The sequence below is a fragment of the Thermoleptolyngbya sp. M55_K2018_002 genome (assembly GCF_015295965.1).
Taxonomy (GTDB): domain Bacteria; phylum Cyanobacteriota; class Cyanobacteriia; order Elainellales; family Elainellaceae; genus Thermoleptolyngbya; species Thermoleptolyngbya sichuanensis.
Genome location: NZ_DVEA01000080.1, coordinates 20,991 through 31,639, shown reverse-complemented (window position 1 = coordinate 31,639; position 10,649 = coordinate 20,991). Strand labels below are relative to the sequence as shown.

At 58.5% G+C, this 10,649-nt stretch carries 9 protein-coding genes and 2 pseudogenes; 4 read left to right on the top strand and 7 right to left on the bottom strand.

Annotated elements, in window-relative coordinates:
* Positions 1–187 (bottom strand): annotated as a pseudogene (locus IGS51_RS04040) (hypothetical protein); the annotation flags it as partial.
* Between the two features lie 599 nt (positions 188–786).
* On the opposite strand from IGS51_RS04040, the pseudogene IGS51_RS04035 reads away from it, so the two are divergent.
* The 3 genes and pseudogenes from IGS51_RS04035 to IGS51_RS04025 all read left to right on the top strand — a co-directional run bounded on the left by IGS51_RS04035 (position 787) and on the right by IGS51_RS04025 (position 3,091).
* A pseudogene (locus IGS51_RS04035) lies at positions 787–2,197 on the top strand (form I ribulose bisphosphate carboxylase large subunit).
* A gap of 139 nt (positions 2,198–2,336) precedes the next feature.
* Entirely contained in the window at positions 2,337–2,726 is a 390-nt protein-coding gene (locus tag IGS51_RS04030) for a chaperonin family protein RbcX (protein WP_297076225.1), read from the top strand.
* Positions 2,727–2,734: 8 nt separating this feature from the next.
* Positions 2,735–3,091 (top strand): ribulose bisphosphate carboxylase small subunit, encoded by a 357-nt coding sequence (locus IGS51_RS04025; RefSeq protein ID WP_172355935.1) that lies wholly within the window; start codon positions 2,735–2,737, stop codon positions 3,089–3,091.
* A 128-nt stretch (positions 3,092–3,219) separates the two neighbouring features.
* Here IGS51_RS04025 and IGS51_RS04020 read toward each other — a convergent pair whose 3' ends face one another.
* The 3 genes from IGS51_RS04020 to cruF all read right to left on the bottom strand — a co-directional run bounded on the left by IGS51_RS04020 (position 3,220) and on the right by cruF (position 6,284).
* Complete coding sequence (locus tag IGS51_RS04020) at positions 3,220–4,005, bottom strand: ZIP family metal transporter (RefSeq protein ID WP_297076222.1); 786 nt, start codon at positions 4,003–4,005, stop codon at positions 3,220–3,222.
* Positions 4,006–4,152: 147 nt separating this feature from the next.
* On the bottom strand, positions 4,153–5,358 hold the full coding sequence (gene cruG / locus IGS51_RS04015) for a 2'-O-glycosyltransferase CruG (RefSeq protein ID WP_297076220.1): 1,206 nt from the start codon (positions 5,356–5,358) through the stop codon (positions 4,153–4,155).
* 11 nt (positions 5,359–5,369) lie between these two features.
* Entirely contained in the window at positions 5,370–6,284 is a 915-nt protein-coding gene (gene cruF / locus IGS51_RS04010; protein WP_297076218.1) for a gamma-carotene 1'-hydroxylase CruF, read from the bottom strand.
* A 423-nt stretch (positions 6,285–6,707) separates the two neighbouring features.
* Between cruF and IGS51_RS04005 the strand changes: the two genes are divergently transcribed.
* Positions 6,708–7,889 (top strand): F420-0:Gamma-glutamyl ligase, encoded by a 1,182-nt coding sequence (locus tag IGS51_RS04005; RefSeq protein ID WP_297076217.1) that lies wholly within the window; start codon positions 6,708–6,710, stop codon positions 7,887–7,889.
* Between the two features lie 59 nt (positions 7,890–7,948).
* Here IGS51_RS04005 and IGS51_RS04000 read toward each other — a convergent pair whose 3' ends face one another.
* The 3 genes from IGS51_RS04000 to IGS51_RS03990 are packed head-to-tail and all read right to left on the bottom strand — an operon-like array spanning position 7,949 to position 10,558.
* Complete coding sequence (locus IGS51_RS04000; protein ID WP_297076216.1) at positions 7,949–8,878, bottom strand: D-alanyl-D-alanine carboxypeptidase family protein; 930 nt, start codon at positions 8,876–8,878, stop codon at positions 7,949–7,951.
* Positions 8,879–8,919: 41 nt separating this feature from the next.
* Positions 8,920–10,095: a polysaccharide deacetylase family protein gene (locus IGS51_RS03995; RefSeq protein WP_297076213.1), complete on the bottom strand. Its 1,176-nt coding sequence runs from the start codon at positions 10,093–10,095 to the stop codon at positions 8,920–8,922.
* Positions 10,049–10,558: a hypothetical protein gene (locus tag IGS51_RS03990; RefSeq protein WP_297076210.1), complete on the bottom strand. Its 510-nt coding sequence runs from the start codon at positions 10,556–10,558 to the stop codon at positions 10,049–10,051. The genes IGS51_RS03995 and IGS51_RS03990 overlap by 47 nt, the downstream gene beginning before the upstream one ends.
* Positions 10,559–10,649 lie beyond the last annotated feature (91 nt).

Here is a 10,649-nt window from a genome sequence, read left to right as displayed (position 1 = left end):
TCGCCGCGCCTCCCCCTCTAGACCGCTCAACGGCAGTCTTCAGCGAGGGCAGCACCGCCAGCAGCAGTAGAATATGCAGCACCACCGACCCCGACCATACCCGCGACCACAGCCCAGACGGATCTTGATGCCGCCGCTGCACGGGCACTGGAAACGGGGAAAAATCGCTGGCGGGGGAATGCGTCATGGGGAATGCAGGGGGCGTGCATCATCTGGGTGCATTATCTGGGAAGTGCAGGAGGGCGATCGCAAAATGCTTCAACCGAATCATTTAACCGCCCCGCATTGTCAAACTGGAGCTTCAGGACGAAAAAGCGGGAAGCGATATCCCATCCGATCATAACGAGTTGTAACGAAATAGACGGCTTGTCGTCTCAGATGTCCTCATCCGGTTTTGACCTGCCTCGTTTCTACACTGCTAAGTTGGAGCATGGCAGGGCTTCGCAGTCGCTTGCCGTGTCCAAAAATCTTAAAAAATAGTTAAGAACCTTTAGAAATATAAATGCAGATTATTGAGAGGCCAAGAAGTTTCAACTTTTAGCTTATTGAATCGGTTTCATTCCCTGATATATTTTGTTTTGAACCCGTGATCAGGGCAGTTTGCAGGTCGCTCAACGTCAAGTCTGTTCTACCCTTTGCCCTGAACATAAAGACTTTGTTAATGCCAGTCCGCTGCGTCTGAGATCATGCGCTGAGCGCGCAGCTAGCGGTATGTCGCCTGTGTGTAGTTTTACGCAGGCAGGGTTTCATACGCTCTGAAAACAGTGATTCACAGGAAGGGAAACGATGTCTTATTCGCAAACCAAGACCCAGGCAAAAGCTGGGTACCAGGCTGGGGTTAAGGACTACCGCCTGACGTATTACACCCCCGACTACACGCCCAAAGACACGGACATTCTGGCCGCCTTCCGGGTCACCCCCCAGCCCGGTGTGCCGCCCGAAGAGGCGGGCGCAGCCGTTGCGGCTGAGTCCTCCACCGGCACCTGGACAACGGTGTGGACCGATTTGCTGACTGACCTCGATCGTTACAAGGGTCGTTGCTACGACATTGAACCTGTCCGCGGCGAAGACAACCAGTTCATTGCCTATATCGCCTATCCGCTGGATCTGTTTGAAGAAGGCTCTGTCACCAACATGCTTACCTCTATCGTGGGTAACGTATTCGGTTTCAAAGCCCTGAAGGCCCTGCGTCTGGAAGATTTGCGAATTCCCGTAGCCTACCTGAAAACCTTCCAGGGCCCACCCCACGGCATTCAGGTCGAGCGTGACAAGATTAACAAGTATGGTCGTCCCCTGCTGGGCTGCACCATCAAGCCCAAGCTTGGTCTGTCGGCGAAGAACTACGGTCGTGCCGTGTACGAATGTCTGCGCGGTGGTCTAGACTTCACCAAGGATGACGAAAACATCAACTCCCAGCCCTTCCAGCGCTGGCGCGATCGCTTCACCTTCGTGGCTGAAGCCATCCACAAAGCTCAGGCTGAAACGGGCGAAATCAAAGGCCACTACCTCAACGTGACCGCGGCTACCTGCGAAGAAATGCTCAAGCGGGCTGAGTATGCTAAAGAACTCAACATGCCCATCATCATGCATGACTTCTTGACCGCAGGGTTTACCGCCAACACCACCCTGTCCAAGTGGTGCCGCGACAACGGCGTTCTGCTGCACATTCACCGCGCCATGCACGCCGTGATCGACCGCCAGAAGAACCACGGGATGCACTTCCGCGTGTTGGCGAAGTGCTTGCGGATGTCTGGCGGCGACCACATCCACACTGGAACCGTGGTGGGCAAGCTGGAGGGCGACAAAGCGGTGACCCTCGGCTTTGTGGATCTGCTGCGTGAAAACTACGTCGAGCGCGACCCCTCCAAGGGCATCTACTTCACCCAAGACTGGGCTTCTATGCCGGGCGTGATGGCAGTTGCTTCCGGTGGTATCCACGTTTGGCATATGCCCGCGCTGGTGGAAATCTTTGGCGATGATGCAGTGCTTCAGTTTGGTGGTGGCACGCTGGGTCACCCCTGGGGCAACGCACCGGGCGCGACGGCAAACCGCGTGGCCCTGGAAGCCTGCTTGCAAGCTCGGAACGAAGGCCGCGACCTGATGCGCGAAGGTGGCGACATCATCCGCGAAGCTGGCTACCGCTTGCGAACTGTGGAAGGAAATCAAGTTCGAGTTTGAGGCGGTGGATACCGTCTGATGAGAAGGGCTGGCAGATGAGGAATAGGGAGTGAATTGATGCTTGGTTTACGCTCTCAGCCATGAATTGAGGGTATAAGTATTAGCACTCATTCTTTATTCCTCAGAGTTCAACCTTTCACCCCTTTGGGGTCAACTGCATGGATCTCAAACAGATCGCCAAGGAAACGAGCAAGACGCTGATCAGCTACCTGACGTTTCAGGCAATGCGGACAGTGATGGCTCAGCTTAGTGAAACTGATCCGCCCCGCGCCCTCCGGCTGCATGAATTTTCTCGCCGCGAGCGAATCGAAAACAGCGAGTCCTACCTCCAAGCTTTGTTCAAAGAGGATCAGGCCCTTGCCTTTCGGATCTTGACCGTGCGAGAACATATTGCTGAGGAGATTGCCGAATTTCTGCCAGAGATGCTCCGTACAGGCATTCAGCAGGCAAATACGGAGCGGCGCTGTGAGCAGCTTGAGCGGATGACGCAGCTTGACCCCGGTACTACCAGTATGCATCCAGAACAAGATTCAACGTCTGAAGAATAGAGGAACCCATGAAGACTTTACCGAAAGAGCGCCGGTACGAAACCTTTTCCTACCTGCCTCCATTGACCGACGCGCAGATTGCCCGTCAAATCCAGTACACCCTCGATCAGGGTTATTTCCCGTGCATTGAGTTCAACGAAGACTCTGCGGCTGAGATGCACTACTGGACGATGTGGAAGCTGCCCTTGTTCAACGCAACTTCTCCGCAGGAAGTGCTGAATGAGGTGCAGCAGTGCCGCTCAGAGTTTCCGAACTGCTACATTCGCGTGGTAGCGTTTGACAACATCAAGCAGTGCCAGGTGATGAGCTTCATCGTTCACAAGCCCGGTAGCAACAACAGCTATGGCGGTGGCTATCGCTACTAATGCTTGATTGGCTAATGCCCGGTTGATTGGTGGCTAGAGTTGCGAATTAGTAGGGAGGTGTTGCGTGGGTTAGTCCATGCAGCACCTTCGCTTTTGGGGAGCGGCATCGCCCCACTATCGAACGCTCCTCACCCAACCGTCACATCCAGCACCATCATCAGCACAAAGCCCACCATCACGCCGACCGTTGCGGCTTTTTCGTAGCCTAATCGGTGCGATTCAGGAATGATTTCATCGCTGATGACAAACAACATCGCGCCTGCTGCAAAGCCCATCGCCAGCGGCAAGATTGCTGAAAACAGAGAAACCGCCATTGCCCCCAAGATGCCACCCACCAGTTCCACTAGGCCTGTGAGCAAGCTGACGAATAGCGCCCTGGGCTTGGAGTAATTTTCAGACAGCAGCGAAATAGCGACCACCAGCCCCTCTGGAATGTTTTGCAGGGCGATGCCCAGCGCTAGCGCAATGCCGTTGGAAATATCGTCACCGCCAAAGCCTACGCCAACTGCCAAACCTTCAGGAAAATTGTGAATGGCGATCGCCATCACAAATAGCCACACCCGCTTCAGGTTCACAGCGCTGCTGCCCTCACGCCCCTTGAAAAAGTGTTCGTGGGGGAAATAGCGATGGCTCAGCCAGAGGAAGAGTCCGCCCAGCCCGATGCCTAGCGACACAATCAGTGCAGCGTAGGCATTGCTACCCGTCCGCTCCATTGCTGCTTCCAGTCCTGGAATCACCAGCGAAAATGCCGTTGCCGCCAGCATTACGCCTGCCCCAAAGCCCAGCAGGATGCCCTGGGTGTTCTTGCTAATTTTTTCAAATAGGAAAATGGGCAGTGCGCCTAGACCTGTGGCAAGGCCCGCAATGCCGCTGCCAAGGATACCGAGGGTAATGGTGTCGAGAGAATTGAGCATGGGAAAGAGCGGTAGAGATAGAGGAGGAGAGATAGAGGAAGGCAATGGGGCGATCGCCGCTGGTTATTTCAGGATCTCCCCGTCATTCCAGCACTTTAACCTCTGATTCCTCAAACCTTTGATCATTCAAACCTTTACTCATACCGTCTACTCATACCGTCGGCCACGCCATTGCGTGGGCTTGCGGCTGGCAGAGCGGAGGATGCGGAGGGCAGCTAGCGGATCAGCGAGGGGAGAGAGCCAGAAAGCGAGAGGAAAACGGCTGCCGGGGCGATCGTAGGCGGAGCAAATGCCGAAGTGGGTGCCGAGGCGCAGCAGGAGCAAACAGAGGTTGAGTGCTAGCAGGGCGAGGAGGGTTGGCGAGGCAGCGATGGGACAGACTGCCAGAATCGTTAGCACCGCCGGAACCAGTAGCCAGGGTAGCGCCTGCACCGCAAGCAAAAACGCTACGTCGCTCCAGGTTTGGGCGGGGGTGCTGGCATCTTTGAGATCGAGCGATCGCCCCCATTCGCGCCAGGTTTCGCCCGTGCCCTCGTACATGCGGACTTTCAGCAGGCTGGAACCGTCGAGAAAGCCGACCTTTGCGCCGCGCCGCGCCGCCTCGCGTACCAGCGTCACATCATCGCAAAAGGACTGGCGGGCACAGGTATAGCCGTTGAGGGAGTCTAAGAGCGATCGCCGAATCAGGCAACACTGACCATTCGCCATCGTGCGCTCAGGCGCGTCGGCCGGACTTCCCGCCGCCCCAAACCGATAGATCAGCGTCATCAGCAGCGCAGGCTGTAGCCACCATTCCCCTGGCTGCTTCAAGATAAATCGCGGCGCAAGGGTAATCAGGTCATACTGATCTGTCTGAGCCGCCCGGAGCAAGGCTGGAATCAGCCCCGGCTGCGGCTGTGTGTCGGCATCGATGCCCAAGATCCACTCGCTGTGGGGGCTGCTGTGCAGATAGCCGGTGTGAAGCGCCCAGGGACGACCGACCCAGCCCGCAGGCAGCGGATCGTCGTATACCACGCGAAATCGCGGATCGCGCTGGGCAACGGCTTTCACCAGATCCACCGTGCCGTCCTGGGAATGGCTATCGACCACAATCACTTCCCGCAGTTCATAGCCCTGGCGAGTTAGCCCATCCAAACAGGGCTGGAGCCGATGCGCTTCATTCAGCGTGGGAATCACAACGCTGACGCTGCCCAGCATAGCTGGCGTTGCGCTTTGGGGATGCAGGGGCGCAGTGCGACGGGCGGCGCTGAGCAGGCGGGTCAGCAGGATCGCTGTGGCAGGAAGTTGGATGAGTAAGAGGAGGAGGGCGATCGCCCCCGACCCGCCCATCAGCCCAGCCTCCCATGCCGTCATCTCTGCCCCACTCAATTGGCGCTCACCCCAACGCGCACTGGGGGCTTGAGAGAGGCTTCGGTGGCGGCCGATTTTTCACTCAGCAAGTAGCTCTGCCGCCAGCACAACATCGCCGGAATCACGCCTAACAAAATGCCCAGCAGCACCGGAATCCAGAACCCAAAGGCGAGGCTCATCACCATTGCAAAGGCGAAGTTGCCCAAATAAACCGTAAGCGGAAAGTTCAACTGAGTGGCTTGAGGCTTAGCAACAGTGCGCCCCCACAGCAGCACCGCGACGGTCATAAACACCGCTCCCGTGCCCAGCCAGCCAACGAAGTTCTGATACGGCATTCCAAAAAATGCACCGGGCTGGTGCCAATACCAGAACGGCATCGCGGTTTGGCTCATGGCGGGGTCTAGCACAAAGTCCCAGGAGGTGAGCAGTAGCGCACCCAAGAACACCGCCGCCGCTCCCCGCGCAACGGTCAGAAACCCAGACGTAGGCTTGTCTGTCTCCAGCCCTGCCCGCGCCAGCAGGTAGGACGACAGCCCCAGGTAATACCAGGACAGCGGAATCGTGAAGGGAACCAGGCCGTTAATTTTGTAGCCTAAGCCGCTGAGATAGCTGTAGTGTCCAAAGGGAAAGCCCGTGCTGGTGCCCAGCAGTTCGCTGGTGAGGGACAGCCCCACAGAGCAGACCAGGAACGTGAGCCACGCCCGCAGACCGAGCGTCCGGTAGGCATAAATCGAAACAGCGATCGCCCCCAGCAGGATATACACCACGCCGCCGCCCGCCATACTCCAGCGAAACAGCGTTTGACCAGCGGGCACATGGGTCAAAAATTCGGGATGGGGCATGACCAGCAGCAGACCCGCCAGCCCAAACGCCATCGCTACCAAATGCCCAATCAAACACGCCCGCTCAATTCCAACCAATCTCTGCATAGTTGCTCCGTGTAGGCTTGCGCTCAGTCTAGTAGGCTTAACGTATTGCTTGAGCTAATGAATCGACCATCAACTGAACCGATAGAATACGCAAGAACCGCCGTCTACCAAATCCTAGAATCCAAGCAGCGTAGGTGGATTGCAGCGCTGGAGAATTCTGGAGGGAATAGGGGACGCAGGAAACCTGACACTTACGATTCTGCGACTATGACTTTGAAGATTTAGGGACAGTTGATAGCAATAACAGCTTTTATAAAAATTAAAAAATTAGGAATTCCGAGTGCATCCTAACGCAGAATAATAAGGTTTGTAAATTTATCTCTGGCCTAAGACGATTGCTTCAAGGAACCGGGGTTGTCCAGTCTTCTGGTGTAGTCTTCTGGTGTAGTAGTCTGAAGAGTCTGAAGGGCGATAGTTGGGAGCATGACGGACGTGGGAATCATCACAACGGGATTGGGGATTGCAGCAGGGCTGGTGGGACTGGGGGCGATCGCCTGGGAAGCACAGTTTCGCCATCGTCCGGGCAATGCCCTGGTACTCACTCCCGGCGAGTGGAACCTGGATGTCTACGAGCCGGATCGCTACGTGCTGGTGGGCGATGTGGAGTTTCGCAACCTGACCGAGCGGCTGGAAATCATGGTGCCCCACGTAGAGGCCGAAGTGACGCTGCTTTCCAAAGACTCCCTCGACGGCATCACGCACCGCATCTGGGTCACGCCGAAACACGCCGACGCGCCCGCCCGCGCCGATGGCTACTGGTTTGGCTATATCGTCAAAGTTGGCAAGACGACCCATGCTGAAGTAACGCTCGAAATCAAAGGCCCCGACCTCAGCAGCCTGCAAGCTGCTTGGGTGCGGATTCACTACATCACCTACGGGCCTCAAGGCCGCATTCCCAAGGTGCGTCATGTAATGGTGCCGCTGAAGTTTCCTAGCAGCGAAGACTCGCACCGCTGGCGACCCACCGCCGCCGCCGACGTGCTGCCCATTCGCACCCACCTGTTAACACATTTGGATGATCCCGTAACGGTGGTGAAGCGCTACGTTATGCCCCACGCCCAGCCCGGCGACGTAGTGACCATTGGCGAAACGCCCGTCGCCATTATGCAAGACCGCTTTCATCATCCCTCGGAAATCAAACCCGGCTGGCTGGCAAAGCGCCTGTGCTACTACTTTTTGCCTACCTCCAGCCTGGCCACGGCCTGCGGAATGCAAACGCTGGTGAATATCGTCGGGCCGTGGCGCGTGGCGGGGGCATTTCTGCTGGGGGCGATCGCCAAAAAGTTCCTCAAAAAACCGGGCTTGTTCTACCAGCTTGCAGGCGAGCAGGCGCGACTGATCGACGACGTGACGGGCACACTGCCGCCCTACGACCAGTTCATTGTGCTGGGGCCCGAAAATCCGCATCAGGTGGTTGACCAGATCAAGCGCGAAACCGGACTGGCGGCAGCAATCGTCGATGTGAACGACCTGAAAGCCGTGAAAGTGCTGGCCGCCACCGCCGGACTCACCGACGAGTTTCTAACCCAGGCGCTAATCAGCAACCCCGCTGGCAACGCCGACGAGCAAACCCCCGTCGTCCTCATCCGCCCCGTGAAAAGCTGATTTACCCCACTCCAAAATCTAAAATCCAAAACCCAAAATCCAAAACCCAAAATCAGCCTCTACCCCACGCTCCTGACCTCAGACTTGACGGGTTCAAACAGCCGCCGCGCCTCTGGAGTGCCCACATAGCGCCAGTGCCAGGGTTCGTACTGCACGCCCTGGGGATTATTTTCAGGAAAGGATAGCTCAAAGCCAAACTCGGCCGCGCGGCGCGTGAGCCACGCATAGGCCGCCGTTTTGCCAAAGGCCGGGCTGATGTCCATCGCCCGCGCCAGCCCGTCCGACAGGTCAATGGCATAGCCTGTGTGGTGTTCGCTGTGGCCAGGGGGAGCCACCGCCCGTGCGGCCGCTTCTGCTGAACCGTACTGATGGGTTTTCATGCGAAACAGGCGAGTTTGCCGCTCATAGTCCCGAAACCCCGACACGGGCACAATCCACACGCCCTCCAGCCGGGCCGCGTCGATCATCTGTAGCAGCGCCAGCCCTGCATCGGTGTGCAACTGCTCAAACCGCTGGGTCACGTCCTGGGAATAGCTGGCGACGACCATCAAATCCGCTGGGTCGGCTTCGGCAAAGGCAAAGTGTCCGTAGCGGGGCAGCGGTCGGGGGGCCCGGCCTTCGTCACGGTCTTCGGTCAGATCTCCGGCGGGATTCGCTGAAGTGGAGAGGGCGATCGCCCCTGGGTTTTCCCGTTGCCCCACGGTCTGGCCAGCCTGAATCTCCAGCCAGGGTAGACGACCCACGCGCAGCAGCGGATTCCACACTGAGGGGTTCCCCAGCGAATGTAGGCCCAATGCCCCCAGCAAAACCCCCAGCCCCAGCAGCAGTGGCAGCCAGAACCGCCCAACCCACCGCTTCAACGCATGGGGCGATCGCCCGTTGGTTAACGCACTGCGCCAGCCCAGGAGTCGCGGGCGCACCCAGACCGTCGGCTTGGGCGGCTTGGGCGATTCAGTCGGCTGTGAAGAGGAGGTCGCAGGTTGAGTCATGACAGATTCCAGGAATCATCGGGACAGGAATCGCAGGGGACTTATCGAGGAACCGAATCCAGCGGCGCAGTGCCCGGTACAAACGCGGTGAGGGCATCCAGACAGCGATCGCGCCCATTGCAGCCAGACTCGGCCCTGGCCACAGGAAGTTCGCTACAGCCCTGCGCCATCTCGCTTTCGACGGGCGGAAACAGCGCAACGGCGTGGGGCACGGGGCGGGGCGTATAGTCCACCAGCAGCTCATCTCCGTAGGCCAGCGACGCGCTTGCGCCCGAATCTAGCATCACCACCTCCCGCAGCCCTGCCCGACTCAGCAGCTCGCCCAGGGCCACCGAATCGACCCGCTCCTTGGACACGCCCACCACGGGCTGTCCTGCCTGGTCGATGCCCCAAAACGCCCGGTGGCGCGGCACGTCGAAACCAAACAAATCCCGGAAGGAGGCAGGCGATCGCCCCTTTCCATCCTTCACCAGCCATGCCCCGGCCACAAAGGCATCCGTCACGTCGGGCATCAGCTTGCGAATTCCTGCCAGCGTGTTGTGCTGCTGCGGGTTGAAAGGGACAAACTTCACGCCAGCAGGCCCAACCAGCACCAGCGGCCGGCCGCCGATTTTGGAAATATCCCAGGCACTCCCCGGCACAAACTGCCCTGTGTTCTGGCTATAGACCGGGCCAATCATGACGTTGGAATCGAGATACTTCATCGAAAAGAAGCCGCCATCTACCGCAGCAACGGCGGGCGTGTTGGCGATAATTTCAGACACTTGATACCGGCTGTCGGCGTGGAGCGTCACCGGGCGGCCGCCAGAAAACAGCACCAGCCGCACGCCGTCTAGCTCTAGCTGGCGCTTGCGAACCGGGGCCGTGAAGTTGAAGGCGCTGCCCGGAGGTGGCAAGGGTGCGCCGCCGTCGGACTGGGCGATCGCCATCGACAGTTTCGACTGGCCCAGGCGGTCGATGCTCAGCAAATCCTCCGATTCGTTGGCAAACCGATCGACCTGGTTGCTCATGGTCAGCGCCGAGCGATAGCCCGCCTGCCGCACGGCTGCCTTTACCCGCTCGTCATAGTTGCCTTCGGGATAGACAAAGTGCTTTACCGAAACGCCCAGCTTTTCTTCCAATATGCGCTTGGATTCCGTCACTTCCCAGCGCAGTTCAGGGTCGTCCAAATCAGCCAGGTTTTTGGGATGGGTGATGCTGTGGGAGGCGATCGCCACCAGCAGGCTTCGGCGGCAGCGGTGCGCCCGTGGCCAGGTGCGCCACCAGTTGATCCAGATGAATCGGGGTCAGTCCGTTGTCCCGAATGGCTTGCAGGTGCGCTTCAAACTCCGCCGGGGTGACATCAAAAAACACCTCTTTGCGGGGCAGCACGTCGTGATACATCAGCACAGGCACACGCCCCAGCCGCGCCTGCGGGTGAATCTGGGGAAATGGAGCCGCCAGCGGCAGTGCCCTCAGCATATCGCTCACGCTGGAGAACAACGGCGCTGAATGCCCCCCAGCGTTGCTCGCCAAAGGCCCCGCTACCTCAGCTTCCTGGGCAACGGGGCGATTCACCGGGCACTCGGTTCCGAACTGCCTTACCTCAGATTCTGCGGCCCTATCTAACGGCTCCGCAGCGCTGCCTACGCCCAGCCCACCCAGCGACAGGCTGCCTGCCAGCGGTAGGGCAATTCGCAAAGCAATCCCTGCGGGAAGCGCCCGTCTAATCCATCTCTGCGTCACTCCTCGAACCCCGGCCAGGGAGCGCTCCCTCAGCCCAACGAACCCG